Below are 24,327 nucleotides of genomic sequence, written 5' to 3' on the forward strand. Positions count from 1 at the left end.
TACATTTGTGAGCATATTTATGGCATACGTGGACTGAGTCATATGCGCTGACCGATATTCATTGATGGACTGATAAAATGAATTTCAGTCAATAATTAACTCACAAACGCTCAATTCTATTTAAAGTGAGACTGGCGGTCTAATGCTTTTAAGTGGTTTTTTTTACATAAAAAAATGCCCTTTTTGAAAGGGCATTTTTTAAATTGATCAGTGTATCTGTGCAGTTTAAGGGGATGTCTTAACAGCGATATGTAACCCTTTTAACAGGTTTAACGCTTGTTGGACCTGGTAGTCTTTTTCTGCAAGATCATCGGCTTTGTCAGCTGGAGTTTCCTGGGATGAAGGCTTATCCGCTTCACCATTGCCATTCGAAAGGTGTCTTGCCAAGTCGGCTTCTTTGTAAGAGGCAACATTGTCATCTTCAATTTTGGTGACTTTAGCACGGTCAACACGAATATCGGGTGAGATGCCATGGGCTTGAATAGAACGGCCATTAGGTGTGTAGTAGAGAGCTGTTGTAAGCTTTAAGGCTCGATCTCTGTTGAGGGGGAGTACTGTTTGCACGGAGCCTTTACCAAAGCTGTCTGTACCCATGATAATGGCACGTTTATGGTCTTGTAATGCTCCTGCGACAATCTCTGACGCTGAAGCAGATCCTGCATTAATCAGCACAACCATGGGTATACCATCTGATGGGTCATCCGCAGTAGCATTAAAACGCAATTCAGAATTAGGAATGCGGCCCTCTGTATAAACAATTGTACCTTTAGTTAAGAAGGCGTCAGATACGTTAACGGCTGCTTCCAGTACACCACCAGGGTTATTACGGAGATCTAAAATAATCCCATTTAAGCCATGAGCTGACTTTTTAAGCTTTTGTAAGCTTTTGATGACTTCTTCACCCGTGGAGGTTTGGAACTGTGTTACACGCAAGTAACCATACTTATTGTTGAGCAGCTTATGCTTAACACTTTGGACTTTGATGACTGCGCGTTTGAGTGTGATTGTAAAAGGAGCACTTTTTCCCTCTCTGACAATCGTCAGTGTAATAGGCTCACCCACCTTACCGCGCATTTTCTCAACAGCCTCTAATAAAGAAAGACCTTTGACAGGTTTATTATCTAACTTAATGATTAAGTCTCCTGCCTGGATGTCCGCTTTGGCTGCGGGTGTGTCATCAATCGGCGCGACGACTTTAATAAAGCCATCTTCCATGCCCACTTCAATGCCTAAGCCACCAAACTCGCCTGTGGTATTAATCTGTAAATCTTTATAATCATCAGGAGACAGGTAGGCAGAATGTGGGTCTAGTCCAGATAACATGCCTCGAATAGCGTTTTCCAAGAGTGTTTTGTCATCAATCTGTTCAACGTAAGCAACCTTGATACGATCGTAGACTTCAACGAATGTTCTTAGATCTTCAAGAGGAAGGCGTGGTTGGGCTTGCTCTGTTACTGGCTCTTCAGCACTCACGGGCATTGTCAGTGCTAGAGCAAGAGTGACACTGCCAAACAATGACCAAAGCTTACGGTGTGTCATATTCATCAATTACTCTCAGATAAATCAAAGTCTGTAAGTGTAGTTATATCCCATTACTGGGCTACACACCAATGTAATGGATTCTGTGGTTTTCCTTTGCGGCGAATTTCAAAATATAAGCCATTTTCTTGCCGTCCTCCGGTATTTCCCACCGTTGCTACTTTTTCACCTGCTTTTACCCAGTCACCTGTTTCTTTGAGTAGGGTTTGATTATGAGCATATAAGCTCAAAAAGCCGTCACCATGATCAATGATAATCAGCAGTCCTGATCCCCGTAGCCATTCTGAGAAGACCACACGACCATGGTGGATAGCATAGACGGGCTTTCCTGCACTCGCTTTAATAAACAGACCATTGTTACGCAACTTGGTTTGTTTATGAATAGCGCCAAATGACTGCGTAATGGCTCCTTTTGCAGGTAGTGGCATCTTACCTTTGTTAAACTGGAAAGGTTTGCCTGGTACCACTAAGTTGGCAATAGTACTTTGTAAATTCTTTAAAACTTGTTCTAGTTCGCGCCTGTCCTGCTCTAATTTAGAAAGCTCTTTATCTTTACTCGCAATTGTTTGTAACAGCGTAGAAATTATTTTTTGACGTTCATTGCGTTGAGTAGAAAGCTGTTCCTTGGTGCTAACGACTTTCATATGCTGTTCATTTAACTTTAGCTGTTGCTGGTTTATTTGGTCAGTAACTAACTTCAGTTCTTGTAATGTCTGGTTATAAGCTTTTATCTCTTTAATTCTTGCTGCATTAAAGTAGTCAAGATACTCAAGTTGTCGGGCAAGTTTCATCGGATCTTGCTGGTTTAGCAGCAATTTCAGATAAGGTTCATGACCTGCGAGATAGGCGGCACGAAGTGTAGCCGCCAGTCCCTGTTGTTGGCGCTGTTTAGCAACATCAAGGTGATGTTGCCGGGTTTGATACTTTTTTAGTTGTTGCTGGCCCTCCACTAACCGGCGCTCAATGTTTGCAATTTCCTTATGCAAGCGTTCCATTTCAACTTCAGTTTTACGAAGTGATTCCTGTGCGGCTGAACGTTTTTGCTTCATTTCTTCCAGCAATTCACGCATGCGTGAAATATCAGCTTCTAGCTGATCAAGTTGCTGTTTAGTTGCTGCCTCATCATTAATCTTTGGTGATGTATCAGCCTGGGCCTGAATTGCACCAAGCCACAGTGGTAATGAAAGGCTGATAACACAAATGAGCTTTTTAGCCATTTGAGGCTTACGAGTTAAGTTGCTTATCATCTTGTCATTCTTCAAAAACGGATTCGGGTTAAGTATGCATGTAGGACTAAATATAAATAAAGCCCGAATACCACAAACGGGTATTCGGGCTCATTTTTTTATAACAAAATGTGATTAATGATAGATACTGGGTTAATGCTTGATAAGTGACTTGCCAGACATCTCTTCAGGTTGAGGTATTCCCATTAAATCCAATAGAGATGGCGCTATGTCAGACAAAACACCTTCTTGTAACTGAATTTTCTTTGGACCAAAGTAAACCAAAGGCACTAATTCGGTTGTATGTGCTGTATGAGCCTGACCTGTTTCCTTATTCACCATCAGTTCAGCATTACCATGATCAGCAGTAATGAGACACTGGCCATTAACCTCTTCTAATGCACCAACAACACGACCAACACATTCATCAAGACACTCTATTGCTTTCACTGCCGCATCATAATCACCAGTATGACCTACCATATCACCGTTAGCGTAGTTACAAACAACCAAGTCAAACTGACCACTCTTGATAGCCTCTACCAATTTGTCGGTGACTTCTGGTGCACTCATTTCGGGTTGTAAATCATAAGTGGCTACTTTAGGTGAGTTAACTAGAATACGGGTTTCACCTTCATAAGGCTCTTCTCTGCCACAGCTGAAGAAGAAAGTTACATGAGCGTACTTCTCTGTTTCAGCAATCCTTAGTTGGGTTTTACCCATGTTAGCCAGGTATTCACCTAAACCATTTTTAAGTACGGCAGGAGGATAGGCACTAGGTGCAGCAAGGTCTGCAGCATATTGGGTGAGCATAACAAACCCAGAAAGTTCTCTAACTACTTCACGCTCAAAGCCCGTAAATTCATTATCCACAAATACTTGAGTGAGTTGGCGGGCACGGTCTGCACGGAAGTTCATAAAGACGACAGCGTCACCATCTTCAATAAAGGTTGGTTTATTCGTTTCATCAACAATAGCTGTTGCTTTGACAAACTCGTCATTTTCATCTCGTTCGTAAGCAGCTTTAAGCCCAGCAACTGCAGAGTTAGCTGTGAATTCTGCTTTACCTTGAGTAAGTAAGTCATAGGCTGTTTGGACGCGATCCCAGCGTTTGTCCCGATCCATTGCAAAGTAACGACCAATTATGCTGGCTATACGACCTACGCCAAGTGCTTTTAGTTTGGCATCCATTTCTGCAAGGGAGTTCTCCGCGCTTCTTGGTGGCGTATCGCGACCATCTAAAAAGGCGTGTACATAGATTTTTTTCGCACCCTGTTTAACAGCAAGGTCAACCATGGCATGTAAGTGAGATTCGTGGCTGTGTACACCACCAGGAGACATCAAACCCATAATATGAACAGCTTTATTGGCTTGAACAGCGGCTTGAACGGGTTTGACTAGAACTTCGTTGGTATAGAAATCGCCATCCTCAATGGCTTTGCTGATACGGGTCAGTTCTTGGTAAACAACACGACCTGCGCCAAGGTTCATGTGTCCCACTTCAGAGTTGCCCATTTGTCCATGGGGTAGACCAACATCATTACCAGATCCAGAAACGAGGGCATGAGGATTGTTAGCCCAGAGCTTGTCCCAAACAGGCTTTTTGGCTCCAGCAATTGCATTTGCTTCGCTTTCTTCACGATAACCGAAACCATCCAAAATGATGAGAGCTGTAGTACAACGTTTGTCAGTCATAGGATCCCACTACTTATGTGAAGGGTAAGTGAACGAGAAATATTAACGATTCCTGAAGTGAATATCTATTGATACTGGCTACTAAGTATACATCACTAAGCAAACAATTGTGCTGTATCAATTATGTGCTTGGGGGCAGTGTGTACCTAAGTTTTGTTTGTTCATAGCCTGCTTAAAAGACAATGGGTGTTTAGCCAACAAATGTAACACGCTATACTTGCTAGCTTGATTAATATCGGGTTGGTAAGTTAGATGGAACACCTAATTGTATTTGTCAGTAATCACCCAGAGTTGGTTACTTCATTTGTTGTGTTGTTGTTACTCTTGTTATTCACTGAGAGTCGTAAAGCGGGTAAGACAGTCGCTACCCAACAAGCGACTCACCTGATTAACCAGCAACAAGCAAAAGTTATTGATATAAGAGAACGAAAAGAATTTTCTGAAGGACATATTGTCGACGCGATCAATATTCCTCTTAATAAGCTTGAAGAGCGTATGTCAGAGTTGGAAAAGTTCAAAGACACTCCCGTTATTATTGTTGATAATAACGGGCAACACGCAAGCTCTGCAGGTAAGATCCTCAACAAAGCAGGTTATAAGCAAGTCGTTCGTTTGCAAGGCGGAATTTCTGGCTGGCGGGGAGAAAGTCTACCGTTAGTTAAGTCATAGTGCAGGGATCAGTTGATGAGTAAAGTTGTAATCTATTCTTCAGCCTATTGCCCTTTTTGTATACGTGCGTTAAGACTGCTTGATGCAAAAGCTGTGGACTATCAGTTGATTTCTGTGGATGGTCAACCTAATGTCAGGCGTGAAATGACTGAAAAAGCAGGTCGTACTTCAGTCCCGCAAATCTGGATTGGCACTACCCATGTTGGTGGATGTGATGATTTGTATGCGCTTGAAGCTAGGGGCGCGCTTGATCATTTGCTGAATCAGGCGCAGTAACTGAGTACATTACATTTAAATGAGTAAACTAAACAAAAAAGGAAAGCTCGATGGCTGATAATCAAAATAATCAGGCGCAACCTCAATTTGCTTTACAACGTATTTATGTAAAGGACTTATCATTTGAATCTCCTAAGGCGCCTGATGTATTTACCAAAGAGTGGAAGCCACAGGTAAATCTGGATCTTAATACACAGAATAAACAGTTGGAGGACAATGTTTATGAAGTTGTTTTGACTCTGACTGTAACAGTGACCTCCGATGAAGAGACAGCATTTGTTGTAGAAATTCAGCAAGCAGGTGTTTTCTTGATTCGTGGCTTAGAAGATGAATCACTACATCAAACATTAGGTGCATTTTGTCCTAATATTCTATTCCCTTATGCGCGTGAAGCGGTTGATAACCTTGTGTTGCGTGGAAGCTTCCCTCCAATTATGCTTGCGCCAGTAAACTTTGATGCACTTTATATGCAGGCTTTAGAGCAAAGAAAAGCTGAAGCTCAGCAATCTACTGAAACTATTCAGTAAAACGCATTGTAACACATCAGATAACCACATTATCTAAAACGGCTTGGTCTTACTTGTGTAGTAGTAAGAAGGCTGAGCTGAACTTGCTTAGGAAAAGACACAAGGCTTTTCTTGAGCAGAGTCAGAGTGCACAATGGGCTATTTGATGTGTTACTTTTTTTCATGATTAAACTTGCGACCTCCTCATATCGTGTTTATTTAGCTTAATGCTTCCTTCTCACTGATCCTATCCGTATAAAGTTCCTCTCGATATACACGTATTCGTTTTAAACGTTTTTTTGGTTTATGCACATTTTAAATGAGCATAAAAATACGGCTGTTTAAGTGCTAAACAAAGCATACGTATAAAATACTTAATACCTTAGTCGAATAGTCAACATGCCATATCGGTATATATAATACTATTTGAAAAGGCAGGTATAATAACAAAAACTAAATTAGCTTTTCCTAGGGAGGAGGAATGAACAATGATTATAGCTATGATATAAAACTGATAAATGTAAATAAAATCATAGCTACTGAATATCACTGCAAAGAACATGCGTATAAGTTGTCTCAAATAATTAAAATAGAAAGTATCTGGACAGATCCTCTGATTATTGAAAAAAATAAATATTTTGTAATGGATGGGCATCATCGTTTGGCTGCTGCACAGTTACTTGGTTTTTCTTATGTACCGTGCATTCTGCTTGAATATAGTGACCCTCGTTTAAGTGTTTCAAGTTGGCGGTCAGAGGTTGAGGTGACGGAGTCGCTTATTAATCAATATGTACAAAAAAAGTCGCTTTTACCTTATAAAACAACGAGACATACGCTAAATCCAAAGCCGGGAAAAATAAAAATTACAATAAATGAGTTAACACAAAATGAATCAACCTGTAGTTACGCTTTATGATAATAAAATAACTGAAATATACCATTCTCCAATAGATTATAGACCGAATAATATTTTCTTTTGTTTAGATAATATTATTCGCAGTAATGTTTATATGAAGTATGAGGCAGGCAACTTTTCCGGGTCAATAAAGCTAAAGCCTGCACTCAGGATGATAGAAGCATTAGAAAAAGAAAATAAAGTTAATAGAGATACGGTTATTGTTGAATCTTCATCAGGTAATTTAGGTATTGCTCTAAGCTTAATTGCCGCGTCGAAAGGCTATAAATTTTTGTGTGTAACGGATGCTATGGCCTCTAGACAAAGTATTAACCTTATGAAGAGTTATGGCGCAGAAGTTGTAGTTATCACAGAACGTGATGAAAATGGTGGTTTTTTAAAGAAACGTATTGAGTACATTAATAGTTACTTACAAAATAATCGAAATTGCGTTTGGCTCAATCAATATGCTAATCCCAATAATTACCTGGCACATTATTACTCAACGGCAAAAGAGCTGTTAGATAGTTTTTACCATATTGACTATCTATTTGTAGGAGCAGGAACAACGGGAACATTAATGGGCTGTATTAAATACTTTGAAGAATTTTCACCAAAAACAACTATTGTGGCGGTTGACAATAAAGGATCTGTTACTTTTGGTTTGCCTCCAGGTAAGCGCAATATTCCTGGTTTGGGAACCAGCCGAGTTCCAGAGATTCTTCAGACAGATAAAGTGAGTCATTTAGAAATCGTCAGTGATCAGGAAACGATTGCTATGTGTCGGCAGATGGTTAAGCGCGGTTATCTGATCGGTGGCTCAACAGGCACTGTTTTGGCGGCAATAAAACGTTGGAATGACGTCATAGAACCTCATGAAACTGTGGTAATGATTGCTCCTGATAGTGGAGAAAAATATATAGATACGATCTACAACGATGAGTGGTGTGAATGTATTGCTGGGTAGCTTTTGTAGATAAAAATAAAGTGAGAGTGAAATATATTCTTCGCTTAGTGAGAACAATACATTTTCCATAAAAGTTTAGTATCTTTAGTAAAAAGAGTTAAAAATGAATACAGTTCCAAAGTTTCAGGTAATATCTGGAGAAGTTGTTAACAGCTTGCTTACTCAAGATTATGAGTCTCTAGCGAATATTATTGAAAAAACCTATTTGGACCATGGTCAAGGACTGACAATTAACCCAGATAGTTATTTTTTACGATTTAAGCATAAACCTAATGCAAGGATAATTGCATTACCAAGTTACATTGATCCAATAAATGTGAGCGGTATAAAATGGATTTCCAGTTTCCCTGATAATATACAAAATGGTGTTCCTCGGGCATCAGCTGTTTTGATTCTCAATGATGGAAATACAGGCTATCCATTAGCATGTATTGAAGCCAGTATAATTAGTGCGATGCGTACAGCTGTTTCTGCTGTTATTGGTGCATACCATTTAAGGAACAAAAATAAAAAGGTCGGTACACTTGGAATTGTGGGTAATGGGCTTATTGCAAAATATGTTGTATCGGTTTTGCATGGCTTACATTGGGAAATTGATCAAATTAACGTTTATGATCAAAATACAGACTATAGTTGCCAGTTCTCAGAGTCTGTGGGTAATAAAACGGGTTATGCTTTTAATATCAGTTCTGGTTTAGATGATTGTTTACAAAACTCTGAGGTTATATTACTGACAACGACGGCAGCACAACCGTATATTCATGATTTAAGCTTACTTCAGCATAATCCCCTTATTCTAAATTTATCACTAAGAGATTTGGGAGAAGAAGTTATTCTTAATTCGTATAATGTGCTGGATGATGTAGATCACTGTTTGAAAGCAAATACATCCCCACATCTTGCCGAAATGAAAGTCGGTAATAGAGGATTTATCGATGCGACCTTGCCTGAAATATTAAATGGTACTAAAAAGATATCAGACAATAAAAAACCTGTCGTTTTTTCGCCATTTGGTCTTGGTGTCTTGGATCTAGCAATGGGCCACTACATATATCAACAGGCTATTGAGCAAGGTTCAAGTGTTGAAATAGATAACTTTTTTTATGACCTGAGCAGAAACTAACTTTAGGGAACTGTTATGTTAAAACAAGAAAATATTGGGTATAGTCGATTTCCTCACGATCAATATTGGCCACCTGTTAATGCAGTCAATGAATTTAGTTTAACACTGAATTCATTGTTAGCCTGTAATATGGGCGAAATAACCAGTCAGTTAAACGATATCATTGCCGCTAAAAATAATGAAGAACTTATTAATAAGTATCTGGCAGAGATTTACTCATTATACTATGGCTATAAAGATGCTCCCAGATTAGACTTTTGGGCCAAGCCTGAGGTCTTTTCCCGTATTGAGTTTATTAAGCTAACACTAGAAGATTATTTTATTAATACGTTACTAAAATCCAGGTATGAACTCCCTGAGATCACGAGTGTCGCTCAAGTTGGTGATTACCTAAGATTTTTTGTTGAGCATAATTATGGTGTCAATCATACCTTCTTTGACTTCGTTGCCGATGAAATGCCAGAGCAACAGATGAAGGAATTTTTACTATTAGAAGTTATGCGAAATGAAATTGTTGATGATGAAGTTGCATTAATGGTACCGGGATTACAGCACTCAATGAAGCAAGTGGTCGTATCTAATTTATGGGATGAATGTGGTAATGGGGCTATTGATAACTTTCATACTAATTGGTTAAGACGATTACTGGCTGCTCATAATGACTGGTCCAATATTTTAGAGTATCGAGCGGGACAAAAACCATGGTTTGCATCTATATCATCTAATTCTTTTAATGCGATATTAACAACACGGTTTAAGTGTCACCGAGCATATGGCCACTTTATGACAACAGAAGCTTGGGTTGCACCTCACTTTAAAAAGATACTGCAAGGGATGGACCGTGTGGGTATTAATGATCAAAATGTACGCGTTTATTTTGATGCTCATATGAGAATTGATCCACACCATGCTGATGAAATGATTGAAGGACTATTAAAAAATACGCCAGAATTAGCACAGGTAGTGTTGTATGATATTATCAAAGGAGCTCACCAAGCTGCGATGGCTGGTGAAATAATGTATAACAAATTATTAGAATACTTTCGAGGGAATGGACATTGAACAGTATCTACTTCCTATTGGCGGCATTACCGGTGCTGTCGTCGATTACTGTGATTCTTTGTGGAAAAGGAGCCCTAAATGGGGCTCTTGTTGGTTTAGTTACAGCAATCTTAGTATCCCTATTTATTCCTGAATTTGCTATTGCCTCATCACAGTATAATTCAGGTGTTGGGACAGTTTTAATTTTAGGGTTAAGTGTTGCATTGGTTATCGTCCCTGGTCAAATACTTAATCGTGTTCTACAGCAGCAAAATATTATTAAAGCGCTGGCTCATTATATTGACTGTGTAAAGCTACCAAAATTACATAAAGCTTTATTATTATTGCTGGGAGTGGCGCCAGCCGTTGAATCTCTTACAGGATTTGGTGTTTCGCTTTTTTTATCGGTGCCTATCATTTTTCAGCTTTATCAAGGAAAGGCTGCGTATAGAACTGCAATGTTAACAATGAATATTATGCCATGGGGAACGCTGGGACTCGCGACAGTGGTTGGAGCAGGCATTGCAGGTTTATCTATTCAGCAGTTAGGTATTTATTCTAGCATTACCAGTATGGCGGTGTTTCCTACATTAGGTATTGCTTGTTTATTTGCTTTGGGTGGCTGGCATGCATTTCGTCAATATAGCTGGTTGGCGATCTTACTTGGCTTTGTCTTTTCAAGCTTATTGTATATTAATAATCGTTGGTTATGGGTTGAGACCGCAGGAATTTTTTCGGGTTTGGGTACATTATTGGTTGGTGTTCTTTTAACGCAAGCTCGATTTGAAAAAAAAGAGTTTATAGGGGTACCTCTTGTAAGAGCATTAACACCTTATGGTTTTTTATTGATGCTTGTTGCTTTACCGCGTTTAATCCCCGGCGCGTGGGACTGGCTAAGCCATCTTCTGGTATTAGAAACTGAACACATCAGGTTTACGCCTTTTACCAGTCCGGGTTTTGCTTTGTGTATTACTGCAGTGATAATCGCGTTATCTCAACGAACTCGCGTATCGATTAAATCAATATTACCAACAGTGGCAAGGCCAATAGTGTCTATTATTGCCTTTGTGGCCATGGCGCAAATTATGCGTGAGAGTAATATGTTGAGTTATGTAGGCGGTACACTGGTGGGTGCTAATCAAACGCTTAATGTTGTGCTTTCCTCTTTTCTTGGTGGGGTAAGTGGTTTTGTCACTGGCTCTAATGTGGGTGGTAACGCATTAATGATGCCATTACAGCAGACGTTGTCTTCTGGTGCTGATACGCAACTGGCAATACTGGCTGCTATTCAAAATAGTGCGGCTGGGCATTTAGTCTTTGCCTCAATTCCTATGATTTTATTAATGACTACAATAGCTAAGGACTTAGCTGGACCTCAGGAAGTCCCAGTCGCTTCGTTGCTTAAATTTGGTCTTGGTATGGCTGTGTTAATTGTGTGTGTAATCGGGCTGGTGGGGATTTTTTTAGCAAGGATAATATAAGATAGATCATTTCATTATATCCAAAACAATATCTGTAAAATTCGCCTTAATTAACGGGTTAAGGCGATTATCAATAATAACGAGTAAATAATGTAAAAATTAAGTGATTGGTGACCAAGAGTACATTTTGCTTTTGTTTCATAATACCTAAAGAGGAGTATTATCTCTAAAAATATCTTGTTATTTGACATACGATGGATTGTTGGCTTGTATTAGTTGTGCCTTTAAACCGTGGTTAAAAAGGTAAGCAGAATATTATTACCTAATGTTAAAAAAACAAGGACATTGAAATGGAAAATTCAAAAAAATTATCTATAAAAATAATATCTACAGTATTTTCTATTATTCCTCCTTTATGTGCTTTTGCTAATGAACCTGTGCGTGATAATGTTGATATGACGTTAGAGGGTACCTCTCCAGTGTACCAAGCTAACTTTGCTGATTTGGCATGGAATGGCATGTCTACAGGGGATTATGCAGCTGCTGATGTGATGGTAAATGGCGCTGATTTACAATATACAGGTGTTTTATTGAACGTTGGTGCAGGGTCGTCAAATATTTTTATTAAAGTTCAACATCAAAATGGCAGTGGTAACTTTCACTATGCGGGTTGTTATACAGGAAATAATGGACCAAGCTTTGGTTTAGGTTTTTTTGCATTGACTCGCCCTTTTGCAAAAGGGCACTTGGAAGCGAGACGTAGTAGTTCAGCCATAAGTATTTTTATAACAAATGCTGTTGATGCTGGAGGTAATCCTGTTGCTGACCAGAGTTATGTATGTACAGGTGCACCTAAGCCTGAAGGTGATCGCATTGGTGTTCATGGCTATAGAGGAAGAGCGCTGATTGATAATTTTAGTAATGGATATACTATTCTAGATCCTTTCTTCTTTAATGGTTCCTTAGCTTCAAGTGGTAATTGGATTGATATTAATCCAGGGATGACTGCTGATTGGAATAACGCTAAAGGTGGACCTAGCGCACGTTCAGTATGGGCTGGAAAAGGCTGCATTGTTAATGATGAGAATAAACAATTTTAATGATATTTTTCTAAGTTAATACTACTTTTCAGTATACCCTTGCGAATTTAAACTACCAACTTTGTGGTATAGAGGCCACAATTATGTGGTCTCTATTGTCTGAAATATTATTTACTTTTGGTGAGGTCAAATTACACAGGGTATACTGAAATCGTGAGCGTGTAATAATAACTAATTTGTATAAGCGTTTATCCATTCTTCTGTAGTGTAGACATCACCATAAGCAAATTGTAAGGCATACATAATAAGTGCCTTATTATCTTTTGCATTAATTTTAGTTTGCTTTAAGTCTAAAGAGGGAGCTGCACAAGCATCACTGATAATGGTGCATTGATAGCCTTTGTCTGACAAACTCCTTGTTGCCGCATCAATACACATATGAGCCATGGCACCTACGATAATGAGCTGTGAAATTCCTTTTTCAATTAAATATTGCTCCAATGTAGTGGCAAGTGTGCTATTTGCTTTGTGCTTGGTAATAACGATTTCATTGGGTTGAGGTGCAACACTAGGATGTATTTCTTTGCCTTCGCTATTTGGTTGAAAAAAAGGCGCATCCACATGCTTAAAAATATGTTGAATATGAATGACTGGTTGTTGAGTATTTCGAAAATGTGTAAGCAGTGCGTGTGAGTTTTTAGCTGCGGTTTCAATATTTGTTAATGGCATTTTACCATTTGCAAAATAATCTCGTTGCATGTCAACGATAAGTAGTGCTGTTCGTGAGGGATGATTTATAGGTAAAGCATCGTGTTGGGCCAATACACTAAATTCGTCTTCTGCTAATAACCATTTTCCAGAGTGATCTTTCACCCAAAGTTCTTTGGTAATAAAACCGCTTGCGATGTTCATTTGCCAATCAGCAGATAAAATAACGTGTGTTGGATTTAATATTCTTAACTGAATATTTCTGTATGTTAATTCTTTGGGATGTTTTAAGGAAAATGTTTGCCAGAAATCTGCAATTTTGTTCTTATGATCAAACGTGCCTATGGGATTGACTCGCATAGTCGCTGTTTCAGTATAAGTGTTAATACACTGTTCAATATCACCTTGATTAAATGCATTAATCCATGCTTGGCTGGCGGTCATGACCTCGTTGTAGATTGTTTGAGACATAGATTGCGCTCCTTCAATGTTGTTTATTGATTGATGAGGGTGCTTTTGGTTAAGTCATTCTGCATGGTTACCATTGTATTGTTTTACTAATGAATAATAATTAGTGTTATATTGAACTAAATGTTCTGAATAGCTGAACAATATGAAGGAATGTATGAGTCATCGTCGTAATCATAAAAAGCCACTCGCCTACAGAATGCTGGTTTTTGCTGAAGTGGTCAGGCAGGGGTCTTTTACGGCTGCGGCAGAAGTATTAGGTCATTCTAAATCGGCGGTAAGCACCTATATATCTGAGCTTGAGCAACTAGTTGGGGTAAGGCTGTTAAACCGAAGTACGCGCTCTCTTAATCTCACAACAGTTGGACAACAGTTTGCAGTACGTTGTCAGGCTATGGACACATTAATTGAGACGGCACTTGATGAGGTTGTTCAACAAGCTGATATTCCACAAGGCCCTATTCGTATTACGGCGCCAGAAGTGTTTGCGGAGGAAGTACTGGTTCCTGTAATCAATCAGCTATGCCAACAATATCCTGAGTTACAGCCCGAGCTTGTTTTTTCCGATGAGCGCTTGGATTTAATGAAACATAAACTTGATCTGGCTATATCAGTTGGAGAGTTAAAGGACAGCAATTATCGAGCAATAAAAATTGGGTCACTTACCTCGGTATTGGTGGCTTCCCCAAAGTTGGGTTTGAGTAATGAAAAATGGGGGGCTGATAATATTGAAGGCTATAGGAAAATAATTACAAGCTGGCAGCGCAAGACACAAATATTCGATGAAAACACAGGGTGCTATCATCGTTTTTTTACATCAAGTCATAGCGTGCTTGTTAATAATTTACCTGGTGCATTGGCATTAGCTATTCAGGGTACGGGTATTGCTCTGTTGCCAAAGTTGTTTGTAAAGCGTGCTGTAGAAGATGGTTTGTTAGAGATTCTTTCTCCAAACTTAATTGGAGAAAAAAGAGATATTTACGCTGTACACGCTTATGAAAAACAGTTGCCTTATATATTTAGAGTAATGATTCAGCAACTTAAAATGCACTTGGCAATGACTTAATGGCCTTCCTGAAAACCGAGTTGCCGCCAGCTTTCATAGACCATAATAGCAACGGTATTTGACAGGTTTAAACTACGGCTGTCTGCTCGCATTGGAATACGGATTATTTGATCTTCAGGAAGAGACGCTAACACGGATGTCGGTAACCCTCGGGTTTCTGGCCCAAAAACTAAGGCATCACCCTCTTGATAACAGGGTTCAGTATGATAACGCTTGCCTTTGGTGCTGATGGCATACACATTTTTAGGTTTAACCTGAGTAAGAAAGGCAGAAAAATTATCATGAAGTTGAACACGTGCAAACTCATGGTAATCCAGTCCTGCACGTCGCATGCGTTTATCATCAAAATCAAAGCCTAACGGTTTGATTAAATGCAAGTGAAACCCTGTATTTGCACAAAGCCGAATGACATTTCCGGTATTAGGGGGAATTTCAGGTTCAAACAATACAATGTGTAGCATACTTCGTTAAACTCACTGGCAAACTAAGCTAAATAGGCCTGAACAAGTATATAGAAGGTCTCTAAAAATGCACTATCTGTTGTTAATGAGTCGTTACTGTTGCAAGTGATTGTTAGCTGGCAATACTACCTTCATCTTCTTCATCATTGCTGTACATGCCTAACTCTTTTATTTTTCGTGTCAGCGTATTTCGTCCCCAACCAAGTAAGTTGGCAGCATCACGTTTGCGTCCTCCCGTATGCTTTAGCGCTACTTCGATCATGATGCGTTCAAAGGTCGGTACTGCTGTTTCCAAAATATTTTTGTGTCCTTTGCGTAGCTCCTTATTAGCCCACTGTTGTAAGGCTTGTTCCCAATCCAGCGAAGGTGTGGGTTGGTCATTTTGTTGCAAAAGCTCTTGGGGAAGGTCTGAAATATGTACTTCCCGGCCAGATGCCATGACGGTTAGCCAACGGCAAATATTTTCAAGTTGGCGAACATTACCAGGCCATTCAAATTGGGTCAGAAAGCGGGCTGTTTCAGGTAGTAAAAGTTTTGGCTCAACATCCAGTTCGCGTGCCGCACGATTCAAAAAATGGTTTGCTAATAAAGGGATATCTTCCCTGCGATCACTGAGTTTGGGGATATGAATACGGATGACATTTATTCGATGAAATAAGTCTTCTCGAAATAAACCCTTAGTGACGAGTTTTTCCAAATTCTGGTGAGTGGCAGCAATAATGCGTACATCAACTTTAATGGGGGTGTGGCCACCAACTCGGTAAAACTCACTATCGGCTAATACACGTAATAAGCGCGTTTGTGTTTCTGCGGGCATATCACCAATTTCATCCAAAAAGAGGGTGCCACCATTGGCTTGTTCAAAACGACCTTGTCGCTGTTGTGTTGCTCCTGTAAAGGCACCTTTTTCATGACCAAATAACTCAGAATCCATCAAATCTTTAGGTATTGCTGCCATATTTAGCGCGATAAAAGGCTTCTGGGTTCTTGGGCTATGACGATGAAGCGCTTGGGCTACCAGTTCCTTCCCGGTTCCTGACTCACCATTGATTAATACGGTGATATTGGATTTGGATAAGCGTCCAATTGCCCTAAACACTTCTTGCATGGCCGGTGCTTCACCAATGATTTCGGGGGTAACAGGTATGTGGTCTGAGGTAATGTCAGGTTGTTGTTCATGGGCATGAGCTACTGCACGTTTCACCAGACTAACAGCTTCATCAACATCAAAGGGTTTCGGCAGATACTCAAATGCACCCCCTTGATACGATGCCACGGCACTTTCCAGGTCGGAGTGTGCCGTCATGATAATGATAGGAATATGGGGGAATTGATGACTAACACTATTTAGAAATTCAAGGCCATCAGTGCCCGGCATGCGGATATCACTGATGATGACCTGAGGTTGATGGCGACGGAGTTGAGCCAGTGCGGCATCAGCTGATGAAAAGCTACTCACAATATAGGTTTCCCGTTGTAAGGCTTTTTCTAAAACCCAACGGATAGAGCGGTCGTCATCAATTATCCAGACGTGATCATTTGTATTCATGGGTAGATCCTTGATGGTGCTCAAAGGGCAGGTAAATCGTAAAAGTGGTATTTCCTGGTTCGCTACTGCAGCGTATTAGTCCTTTGTGTTGGCTAATAATGGCTTGAGCAATGCTGAGCCCAAGACCAGTGCCCTCTGCCTTACCACTGACCATAGGATAAAAAATGGTATCTATTAGGTGAGCAGGTATACCTGGGCCGTTATCATTGATATCGATCTGACAAACTAAACGATGACAGGTACTGGCAATGGTGAATTGACGAACAATACGACTGCGAATGGTAATAGTGCGAGGCAATGCTTGTTGAGAGGCTTTAAGCGCTTGTAATGCATTATGCATGATATTGAGGACAGCTTGGATAAGTTGCTGTGCATCGCCAGGAAGTTCGGGAATGCTGGGGTCATAATCACGGATAACATCAATACCACCAGAAGCTTCAGCGGTGATCAAGTTGCAAACATGTTCCAGTACGACGTGGATATTTATGGGGTTCATTTGCGGTGGACGCATTGGACCCAGCATACGATCTACAAGGTCTCGTAAGCGGTCAGCTTCTTCAATAATGACATGAATATATTCTTGTAAATCTGAGCTAGGCAGCTCTCTGGAGAGCAATTGAGCTGCACCTCTAATGCCGCCAAGCGGGTTTTTTATCTCATGCGCCAAGCCTCGAATTAAAAGCTTTGAGCTTTCTTGTTTGGCAAGAATGGATTCTTCTTTAGAGATACGTAAAAGGCGGTCTTTAGGAAAAAGCTCAACGAGCAGAGTACAGCTATCTGCACAAGCATCATGCTCATTTAATGGAGTAATGGTGTAGTCCAGTACGAGTTGTTGACCATTAATGAGTGTTAGTTCTGCCTCTCGTTTGGTAAGAGGGTGTCCACTGCTGGCAGTATGTAGAAGATTGGTTTGGAATTCATCTGGATTACGAAACAGGTCATCCAAAGCTTTATGTTGAATACGTTGTCCACTCACCGCTAATAATATTTCTGCTGCATGATTGATATAACTGAGCTGTAATTGTTGGTCAATCACCACCACTGCAGTTGTTAGATTATTGAGAATGGTCAGGTTATCCACGGTGATTTGCTGCATTGCTAATAGGTTAATGGGCTGTTTATGTTAAAGGTTCAACATCAACCGGAATGTGCTCTTAAGTAAGGCAAAATTGGGGCCAAAAAAGTTATTAAGAAGAAAATACTTATAACTTTTTTATTTTTGGAAAGCTTTAGTAAGTTAACGGTATGCTTTACCTAACCCAAGAGGGCTTAATAGGGGTTGTATGAGGTAACGATAATTAGTGGATAAGGTAGAAGCCGTTTGTCAGTGCTGAAGTTTTCCTTGCACTATTTTAGTGCAAGGAAGTTTTTTTGCGAACTCTCTTATTGAGTTTCCAGACTCATTCTAGTTACCACTATTATTACTGGGTGCTGGGGTAGGTTTTGGCTTTGGTTTATTTTGGGGGTGGTTAGGGTTTTTAATACTAGTACGTTTAACGTGAACAGTTGTACTCGCTGATTGAATCTCATTGTCTTTACTATCAAATAACTTAACTTCAATAGTATGCGTTCCTCTTTCCACATTACTTAACTGGAAATTCAGGGTGGAATGTTTGTCACCTATTGGGGTTCCATCTAGAAAAACTTGCCCCTTATGACCCCGTTTGAGGCTGGGAGAGGTTTTCGCTGTTACTGTGAAGTTTCCTGGGTCACGGACAGTAGAGTTATTTGCAGGAGCAGTAATACTAAATGATTTATAGGTAAAACGTTTTTCATTATCTTTTGATGTATCATTTGAGCTTGAAGGAGGCTTAGGTAAAGAGATAGTCGTTACAGGTTTTACTTCAATTTTTTCGGGGTTTTTAGTGGTAGGCTCATCTGTAAAAATAATATTACCGTGCTCATCAACTTCTTTATAAATCTTATCTGCACCTGTTAGCAGCACTAAACAGCAGCTTAGAAAAGCAAGTGTTATTAGTCCTTTGCTCACCATTTTATTTGTGACATACATAAGCGTTCTTTCCTAGATGGGGTTGTACAGATAATTATAACGATGAACCATATCAAGGGCGTGTCAAGAAAGAAGAGGCGAACTGAACAGAGGATAAGCCGTATCATATAAAAAGGGCTACTGAATACCCTTCACTGTTGGGTATATCAAGTAGCCCTTTTTTATAGCATGTGCTGAGCGGTTGAATTACACGCTGTAATACATATCGAATTCAAGCGGATGCGTGGTTTGTGCTAAACGCTCACACTCAGACTTCTTGAGAGCAATGTAGCCATCAATTAAGTCGTCACTGAACACACCACCTTCTTTCAGGAACTCACGGTCTTTATCCAGAGCAATCAATGCTTCTTCAAGACTTGTGGCAACTGTTGGGTATTCTGCAGCTTCTTCTGGTGGCAAATCATACAAGTCTTTATCAGCGGCATCACCAGGGTGAATCTTGTTGCGAATACCATCAAGGCCTGCCATCAGCATTGCTGAAAAAGAAAGGTAAGGGTTAGCTGCAGGGTCTGGAAAGCGAATTTCAACACGGCGAGCCTTAGGGCTGTTAACGTACGGAATACGGATAGATGCAGACCGGTTACGAGCAGAATATGCAAGCATAACAGGTGCTTCAAAGCCTGGAACCAAACGCTTATAGGAGTTGGTAGCAGGGTTAGTAAACGCATTCAGTGCTTTCGCATGTTTGATAATACCGCCAATATAGTAAAGTGCTGTTTCAGAAAGGCCTGCATATCCATCACCTGCGAAAATATTTTCGCCTTGTTTGGAGATGGACTGGTGACAGTGCATACCACTTCCATTGTCGCCTACTAAAGGCTTGGGCATGAAGGTAGCTGTTTTACCATAGGCATGCGCCACATTGTGTACACAGTATTTAAGAATTTGTACTTCATCCGCCTTGCGAACGAGTGTATTAAATTTAACGCCTATTTCGTTTTGGCCTGCTGTACCTACTTCGTGGTGATGTACTTCAACGGCTAAGCCCATTGCTTCCATGGCAGAACACATGGCTGTACGAAGGTCATGACAAGAGTCGACAGGAGGCACAGGGAAGTAACCGCCTTTTACTTTGGGGCGGTGGCCGATATTACCGCCTTCAAAAACTTCAGATGATGCCCAGTGTGCTTCTTCTGAGTTGATATGATAGTTACAACCAGAGATATCCACTTTCCATTTCACATCATCAAAAACAAAAAACTCTGGCTCTGGACCAAAGAAAGCAGTATCACCAATGCCTGTAGACTTCAGATATTCTTCGGCACGCTTGGCAACAGAGCGTGGATCGCGGTTGTAACCTTGCATGGTAGCGGGTTCGATGATGTCACAGCGAACAATTAAAGTTGTTTCATCGGTGAAAGGATCAAGCACAGAGCTGCTGTCATCAGGCAACAAGATCATGTCTGATTCATTGATTCCCTTCCAACCAGAAATTGATGATCCATCAAACATTTTGCCTGACTCAAAGAACTCATCATCAATTTCGCTAACAGGCATAGACACATGCTGTTCTTTACCATGGGTGTCGGTAAAGCGAAGATCTATCCATTTAACTTCATGTTCTTTGATAAGATTCAGCGTATGCTCTGACATTGCAATTCCTCCAGAGGGGTATACCCAGCGGGACACTGCTATTGTTATTTTGCAGAGTTGCCCGTAATGATTTTGGCTACTCAGTTTAAGTAAAACGCGAACAGCCCCCATAAAAGATGTTTACCTAGACAGCAATTAGTGTGCCATACAGATAAACACCCTTATTTGGTGAGCAAATGCACCAGAATTGAGGGTGAGTTGATTCACTATATGCACAAATGTAGTGCAATATATTGATTTATGCACTTAAAAAGTGCCTTTTTAAACCAACTGGCTATTTACTATTCATTATTGATTAGTTCCATGGCATCGAGGGAGCACTACCAAGGGGCTCAATGCTCGATTGCGTAAAGAGTGAGTGTGTATCTTGGGCATTAATTAAAAAATCCAAGATAGATTAACGGTGCTGATAATAGCCAGATTTTGTATAATGTTTTGCTACATTTTTATTGACCATCCATGAAATTTGCCCATGAATTTTGTTGTAAAGATCTTTCCTGAGATAACCATTAAAAGTAAGCCAGTTCGGCAGCGCTTTGTTAAGCAGCTTCGGCGTAATATCCGAACCTTATTACGGCCTATTGATCCTGGTATCGATGTGACGGGTACATGGGACAAAATCATTGTATCTACCGAACAGCAAGACGAGCAGGTATGTCGGCAAATTAGAGAGCAGCTCCAGCATACACCGGGTATCTGCCAAATTTTGGAAGTTGTAGACTTTCCTCTCATTGACCTCGATGACATCACTGAAAAAGCCTTTCAAGTGATGGGTGAAGCTATTCGAGGCAAAACCTTCTGCGTACGTTGCCAACGTAATGGGCATCATGATTTTACATCAATTGAGGTTGAGCGTTATGTGGGTGGGGGACTATTACAACGTGTTCAAGATTGCTCAGTAAAACTCAAAGATCCTGATGTTACAGTGCGTATCGAGATTCATCATAAGCAACTGTATATTGTGCGTGAGCGGCATCTTGGCATCGGTGGTTACCCTCTTGGTACACAGGATGCGGTTTTATCACTCATTTCTGGTGGATTTGATTCAACGGTTTCCAGCTTTTTAACCATGAAGCGTGGTGTACTCACCCATTTTTGCTTCTTTAATTTAGGTGGTCATGCCCACGAAATAGGCGTTAAAGAGGTTGCTTACTACTTGTGGAGCAAATATGGTGCATCCCACCGTGTGAAATTTATTACAGTGCCTTTTGAAGGTGTTGTGGAAGAAATACTCACCAAAGTGGACAACTCCTACATGGGTGTTGTGCTTAAGCGAATGATGTTACGTGCTGCAGATAAAGTCGCTGAGAACCTGGATGTTCATGCTTTGGTAACAGGGGAAGCCATTTCTCAAGTTTCCAGTCAAACCTTACCTAACTTGGGAGTGATTAATCAGGCTACTGACAGGTTAGTGCTAAGGCCTTTGATTACCATGGATAAGCAGGACATCATTGATACGGCTGCAAAAATAGGTACCGAAGAGTTTGCTAAACATATGCCTGAATATTGTGGGGTAATCTCTGTTAACCCTACGACGCGTGCCAAACCAGAAAAGGTTTCCAGGGAAGAACAGGCATTTGATTTTGCAGTACTTGAACGAGCGATTGATGATGCAAGTGTGGTGAGTATTCATGAAGTTATGCAGGATGATCAGCAGATTCATGAAGTGGAAATTGATGAAGTGCTGCCTGAGCAGGCTATTGTTATTGATATTCGCCATCCAGATGAAGAGGAGCATAAACCGCTTGAGCTGGATCGTGAAGTGATGACAGTACCTTTCTATCAGCTGAGCCGTGTATTTGCTGAACTAGACCGTAATCGACTCTATTATCTCTATTGTGAGAAGGGCGTCATGAGCCAATTACATGCACTGCACTTGCTCGATGAGGGGTACAAAAATGTTAAAGTATATCGTCCTGCTTAATAATTAACGCTGTTCGTCAAATATGCCCACTATGATGGGTATTACTATAAATTTTTAATGCTTTTTAGTTGAAGGTGCCATATCTGCGGTTAAGATATGGCACATTTTGTTTGCCGGTTGAAAAGTCACATATTCTTTCATCAGAAGAATAGGTGAAGGGTAAAAACGTATCACTATTTAGTCGTTATGTTAGTAATGAGCTTATACTTTACGCAGAACTCTTGGGTATAAAGCTAAGTGTTTGTCCGTTGGTTTGTTCATTGCAGTCCAGTAAGACCGGGTAATCCTTATTGAGGCACTGTCTTGTGATTGAGAAGTTACGGAATATAGCCATTATTGCGCATGTTGACCATGGTAAAACTACGCTGGTGGATAGATTGTTGCAGCAGTCTGGAACGCTGCAACGTAAAGATATGGGTACAGAACGGATTATGGATTCCAACGATCAGGAAAAAGAGCGTGGAATCACTATCTTAGCCAAAAATACCGCAATAGAGTGGCAAGACCACCATATTAATATTGTGGATACACCAGGACACGCTGATTTTGGTGGTGAGGTAGAGCGTGTATTGTCCATGGTTGACTCTGTGCTCTTATTGGTTGATGCCGTTGATGGCCCTATGCCTCAAACACGTTTTGTTACACAAAAAGCTTTTGAGCAAGGACTTCATCCCATCGTTGTTGTGAACAAAGTTGATCGTCAAGGCGCTCGCCCTGACTGGGTTGTGGGTGAAGTGCTCGATTTATTTGATCGTCTGGGGGCGACTGAAGAGCAGCTAGATTTTCCAGTTATATATGCATCTGCTATTCAAGGAAAAGCAGGCTTGGAGCCTGATCAGTTAGCAGATGATATGACACCGCTTTTTGAGATGATTGTAAAAAATGTACCTGCCCCTGATGTCAATGTGGAGGGACCCTTCCAAATGCAGATCTCTGCTTTGGACTATAACAGTTATGTAGGTGTTATCGGGATTGGCCGCATTACTCGTGGTAAATTAACACCTAATATGCCTGTTAAGCTGGTTTCCCGTGAAGGTCAACAGCGTAATGCCAAGGTATTAAATGTAATGGGGTATCTTGGCCTGGAGCGTGTTGATACAACGGAAGCTTCAGCGGGTGATATTGTTTGTATTACCGGTATTGATGGTTTGAATATTTCTGACACACTCTGCCATCCTGACCACCCTGAAGCATTACCTCCACTCACCGTAGATGAGCCCACCGTCAGCATGACCTTCCAAGTCAATGACTCACCCTTTGCAGGTCGTGATGGCAAGTTCGTTACTAGCCGGAATATCAAAGAGCGTTTGGAGCGGGAATTAATCCATAACGTAGCACTTCGTGTTGAGCAAGGTGACAGTGCTGATAAGTTTATCGTTTCTGGGCGGGGTGAATTACACCTATCTGTACTGATTGAAACGATGCGACGTGAAGGTTATGAAATTGGTGTCTCTCGCCCTGAAGTTATTACCCGTGAGGTAGATGGTGAGCACCAGGAGCCTTATGAGCATGTCATGATTGACATCGAAGAAAATCATCAAGGCGGTATTATGGAAGAGCTGGGCAATCGCAAAGCCGAGCTGAAAAATATGATACCTGACGGCCGTGGGCGTATTCGATTGGAATACATTATGCCTGCCCGTGGTTTAATTGGTTTCCGCTCTCAATTTTTAACGATGACCTCTGGTAGTGGTATTTTGACGCACGTCTTTGACCACTATGGTCCAGTCAAAGTGGGAGAGGTTGCGAGTAGAACAAATGGTGCCTTAGTTTCAATGGTATCTGGAAAGGCGTTAGGTTATGCCCTCTATAATCTTCAGGATCGTGGTCGTTTATTTATAGGTCCAAATGTTGAAGTATATGAGGGGATGGTGGTTGGTATCCACAGTCGTGAAAATGATTTGGTGGTTAACCCTACAAAAGCAAAACAGTTAACCAATGTTCGTGCATCAGGTTCTGATGAAAATATTATATTAACACCGCCTATTAAGCATTCTTTAGAGCAAGCACTTGAGTTTATTGAAGATGATGAACTGGTTGAAGTAACACCTACATCAATTCGAATTCGCAAGAAATTCTTAAAAGAGAACGATCGACGTAAGGCGGCACGCGCTAAAAAATAAAGTACTCACAAAAAATTGAGTATTGT

21 protein-coding genes are annotated in these 24,327 nt (G+C 40.6%); 12 read left to right on the forward strand and 9 right to left on the reverse strand.

The annotated features are described in order from the left end of the window. Positions 1–225: 225 nt before the first annotated feature. The 3 genes from ACQ96U_RS18140 to gpmI all read right to left on the reverse strand — a co-directional run bounded on the left by ACQ96U_RS18140 (position 226) and on the right by gpmI (position 4,460). The gene (locus ACQ96U_RS18140; protein WP_431722675.1) at positions 226–1,545 is read right to left on the reverse strand and encodes a S41 family peptidase; all 1,320 of its coding nucleotides are present in this window, start codon (positions 1,543–1,545) and stop codon (positions 226–228) included. A 47-nt stretch (positions 1,546–1,592) separates the two neighbouring features. Then, on the reverse strand, positions 1,593–2,786 hold the full coding sequence (locus tag ACQ96U_RS18145; protein WP_431722676.1) for a murein hydrolase activator EnvC family protein: 1,194 nt from the start codon (positions 2,784–2,786) through the stop codon (positions 1,593–1,595). Between the two features lie 132 nt (positions 2,787–2,918). Further along, complete coding sequence (gpmI, locus tag ACQ96U_RS18150; RefSeq protein WP_431722677.1) at positions 2,919–4,460, reverse strand: 2,3-bisphosphoglycerate-independent phosphoglycerate mutase; 1,542 nt, start codon at positions 4,458–4,460, stop codon at positions 2,919–2,921. Between the two features lie 252 nt (positions 4,461–4,712). On the opposite strand from gpmI, the gene ACQ96U_RS18155 reads away from it, so the two are divergent. The 9 genes from ACQ96U_RS18155 to ACQ96U_RS18195 all read left to right on the forward strand — a co-directional run bounded on the left by ACQ96U_RS18155 (position 4,713) and on the right by ACQ96U_RS18195 (position 12,458). Continuing rightward, entirely contained in the window at positions 4,713–5,129 is a 417-nt protein-coding gene (locus ACQ96U_RS18155) for a rhodanese-like domain-containing protein (RefSeq protein WP_431722678.1), read from the forward strand. Between the two features lie 15 nt (positions 5,130–5,144). Next, on the forward strand, positions 5,145–5,405 hold the full coding sequence (grxC, locus tag ACQ96U_RS18160) for a glutaredoxin 3 (protein WP_431722679.1): 261 nt from the start codon (positions 5,145–5,147) through the stop codon (positions 5,403–5,405). A 50-nt stretch (positions 5,406–5,455) separates the two neighbouring features. Further along, complete coding sequence (gene secB, locus ACQ96U_RS18165) at positions 5,456–5,932, forward strand: protein-export chaperone SecB (RefSeq protein WP_431722680.1); 477 nt, start codon at positions 5,456–5,458, stop codon at positions 5,930–5,932. Positions 5,933–6,392: 460 nt separating this feature from the next. After that, on the forward strand, positions 6,393–6,827 hold the full coding sequence (locus tag ACQ96U_RS18170; RefSeq protein ID WP_431722681.1) for a ParB N-terminal domain-containing protein: 435 nt from the start codon (positions 6,393–6,395) through the stop codon (positions 6,825–6,827). Next, complete coding sequence (gene sbnA / locus ACQ96U_RS18175) at positions 6,799–7,773, forward strand: 2,3-diaminopropionate biosynthesis protein SbnA (protein ID WP_431722682.1); 975 nt, start codon at positions 6,799–6,801, stop codon at positions 7,771–7,773. The genes ACQ96U_RS18170 and sbnA overlap by 29 nt, the downstream gene beginning before the upstream one ends. 103 nt (positions 7,774–7,876) lie before the next feature. Continuing rightward, complete coding sequence (sbnB, locus tag ACQ96U_RS18180; RefSeq protein ID WP_431722683.1) at positions 7,877–8,896, forward strand: 2,3-diaminopropionate biosynthesis protein SbnB; 1,020 nt, start codon at positions 7,877–7,879, stop codon at positions 8,894–8,896. Between the two features lie 15 nt (positions 8,897–8,911). Then, positions 8,912–9,958 (forward strand): iron-containing redox enzyme family protein, encoded by a 1,047-nt coding sequence (locus tag ACQ96U_RS18185; RefSeq protein ID WP_431722684.1) that lies wholly within the window; start codon positions 8,912–8,914, stop codon positions 9,956–9,958. Beyond that, a complete protein-coding gene (locus tag ACQ96U_RS18190) occupies positions 9,955–11,418 on the forward strand; it encodes an L-lactate permease (protein ID WP_431722685.1) in 1,464 nt (487 codons plus the stop codon). The genes ACQ96U_RS18185 and ACQ96U_RS18190 overlap by 4 nt, the downstream gene beginning before the upstream one ends. Positions 11,419–11,708: 290 nt before the next feature. Then, positions 11,709–12,458, forward strand: a complete 750-nt coding sequence (locus ACQ96U_RS18195; protein WP_431722686.1) for a hypothetical protein — start codon at positions 11,709–11,711, stop codon at positions 12,456–12,458. Between the two features lie 171 nt (positions 12,459–12,629). Here the strand turns inward: ACQ96U_RS18195 and ACQ96U_RS18200 are convergent, their stop codons facing one another. After that, positions 12,630–13,577, reverse strand: a complete 948-nt coding sequence (locus tag ACQ96U_RS18200; RefSeq protein ID WP_431722687.1) for an isochorismatase family protein — start codon at positions 13,575–13,577, stop codon at positions 12,630–12,632. Positions 13,578–13,731: 154 nt separating this feature from the next. Between ACQ96U_RS18200 and ACQ96U_RS18205 the strand changes: the two genes are divergently transcribed. After that, entirely contained in the window at positions 13,732–14,640 is a 909-nt protein-coding gene (locus tag ACQ96U_RS18205; protein WP_431722688.1) for a LysR family transcriptional regulator, read from the forward strand. Here ACQ96U_RS18205 and trmL read toward each other — a convergent pair. The 5 genes from trmL to glnA form a co-directional block, all read right to left on the reverse strand. After that, a complete protein-coding gene (gene trmL, locus ACQ96U_RS18210; protein WP_431722689.1) occupies positions 14,637–15,101 on the reverse strand; it encodes a tRNA (uridine(34)/cytosine(34)/5-carboxymethylaminomethyluridine(34)-2'-O)-methyltransferase TrmL in 465 nt (154 codons plus the stop codon). The genes ACQ96U_RS18205 and trmL overlap by 4 nt on opposite strands. A gap of 112 nt (positions 15,102–15,213) precedes the next feature. Then, complete coding sequence (gene ntrC / locus ACQ96U_RS18215) at positions 15,214–16,650, reverse strand: nitrogen regulation protein NR(I) (RefSeq protein ID WP_431722690.1); 1,437 nt, start codon at positions 16,648–16,650, stop codon at positions 15,214–15,216. Then, positions 16,637–17,746 carry a nitrogen regulation protein NR(II) gene (glnL, locus tag ACQ96U_RS18220; protein WP_431722691.1) on the reverse strand — a complete coding sequence of 370 codons (1,110 nt, stop codon included), beginning with the start codon at positions 17,744–17,746 and terminating at the stop codon, positions 16,637–16,639. The genes ntrC and glnL overlap by 14 nt, the downstream gene beginning before the upstream one ends. Positions 17,747–18,055: 309 nt before the next feature. After that, positions 18,056–18,661, reverse strand: a complete 606-nt coding sequence (locus ACQ96U_RS18225) for an Ig-like domain-containing protein (RefSeq protein WP_431722692.1) — start codon at positions 18,659–18,661, stop codon at positions 18,056–18,058. 186 nt (positions 18,662–18,847) lie between these two features. After that, a complete protein-coding gene (glnA, locus tag ACQ96U_RS18230; RefSeq protein WP_431722693.1) occupies positions 18,848–20,254 on the reverse strand; it encodes a glutamate--ammonia ligase in 1,407 nt (468 codons plus the stop codon). 472 nt (positions 20,255–20,726) lie between these two features. On the opposite strand from glnA, the gene thiI reads away from it, so the two are divergent. Continuing rightward, positions 20,727–22,178 carry a tRNA uracil 4-sulfurtransferase ThiI gene (gene thiI / locus ACQ96U_RS18235; RefSeq protein ID WP_431722694.1) on the forward strand — a complete coding sequence of 484 codons (1,452 nt, stop codon included), beginning with the start codon at positions 20,727–20,729 and terminating at the stop codon, positions 22,176–22,178. Between the two features lie 305 nt (positions 22,179–22,483). Next, complete coding sequence (gene typA, locus ACQ96U_RS18240) at positions 22,484–24,301, forward strand: translational GTPase TypA (protein ID WP_431722695.1); 1,818 nt, start codon at positions 22,484–22,486, stop codon at positions 24,299–24,301. The last annotated feature ends 26 nt before the right edge of the window (positions 24,302–24,327 follow it).

Source organism: Zooshikella sp. RANM57 (genome assembly GCF_050749885.1).
Classification (GTDB): Bacteria; Pseudomonadota; Gammaproteobacteria; order Pseudomonadales; family Zooshikellaceae; genus Zooshikella.